Here is a 1406-nt window from a genome sequence, read left to right on the forward strand (position 1 = left end):
TCCAATGAAGACACGCCGGTTGAGGATCAGTTAATCGCCGCCGATGCCGACGGCGATGCACTCACGTTCAGTAAAACCACCGATCCTGCCAATGGAACTGTTACCCTTAATGCCGATGGTTCGTTCACCTATCTGCCAAATGCGAATTATAACGGTACTGATACGTTTACGGCTACGGTGAGCGATGGCAATGGCGGCGCAGTGGTAATAACAGTTAACATAACCGTAGTGCCCGTCAATGATGCCCCAACGGCTGTGAGCCCGATCTCCATTACTACGGATGAGAACGTGGTCTTCAACGGGCAGTTAACAGCCGATGATGCCGATGCTGAATTGTTGAGTTTTACTCTGGAAACCCAGTCTGCGCATGGTACGGTAGTGCTGGACAATACTCCAACACTTAGCGGCACCACCAGTACGATTAAATATACCTATACGCCGGCAGGTGGTTATAATCAGGATGATCATTTCCAGGTGTTGATTCAGGATGCCGCCGGGGCAACCACCCTGATTCATGTGCATGTTTTGGTAAATCCGGTGAACGATGCGCCGGTAATTCAGGCAGCCGGTCCGTTTACCATCGATGAAGACACTGAGCTGACAGGCGTGTTTAAGGCTACGGATGCCGATGGAGATCCGTTGACCTTTAGCGCGCTGACACCACCGGCAAACGGAATCCTGACGCTGCAAGCCGATGGATCTTTCAGCTACCAGCCTGCTGTAAATTATAACGGTACCGACAGTTTTGAAATTCAGGTATCTGATGGAAAGGGAGGCACCGTTTCGCAGATCGTCAGCCTTACCATTAGCCCTGTAAACGATGCACCCGTCACCCAGGATCATACCTATATCATGGATGAAGATGGCGGTTCACAAACAGGTAATGTACTTACGGATACCCCTGTGGCCAGTGATGTAGATGGAGATGCACTTACCGCTGTTTTAATAAATGATGTACCTGCGGAGGTAGGAACATTGGTATTCAATGCCGACGGCAGCTTTAGCTTTACGCCTGCAGCAAACTTTAACGGCACGGCTACCTTTAGCTACCAGGCCTGTGATAATGGTTTGCCTCAGCTGTGCAGCCAGGAACAAACCGTCACCATTACCGTCAATCCGGTGAATGATGCACCTGTAGCAAGCTCTCCGGTAAACTATGTTTCCAATGAAGACACGCCGGTTGAAGATCAGTTAATCGCCACTGATGCCGACGGCGATGCACTCACGTTCAGCAAAACCACCGATCCGGCCAATGGAACCGTTATTGTAAATGCCGATGGTTCGTTCACCTATCTGCCTAATACGAATTATAACGGTACTGATACGTTTACGGCCACGGTGAGCGATGGCAATGGCGGCACCGCCCTCATTACAGTGAATATTAGTATAAATCCGGTCAATGATGC

1 protein-coding gene is annotated in these 1406 nt (G+C 50.0%); it reads left to right on the forward strand.

The window, feature by feature from the left end:
- Positions 1 to 1406, forward strand: a 1406-nt coding sequence (locus NF867_RS04710; RefSeq protein ID WP_252586445.1) for a tandem-95 repeat protein, incomplete at both ends; no start/stop codon positions are given.

The sequence above is a fragment of the Solitalea agri genome (assembly GCF_023914155.1).
In the GTDB taxonomy this organism is placed as follows: Bacteria; Bacteroidota; Bacteroidia; order Sphingobacteriales; family Sphingobacteriaceae; genus Solitalea; species Solitalea agri.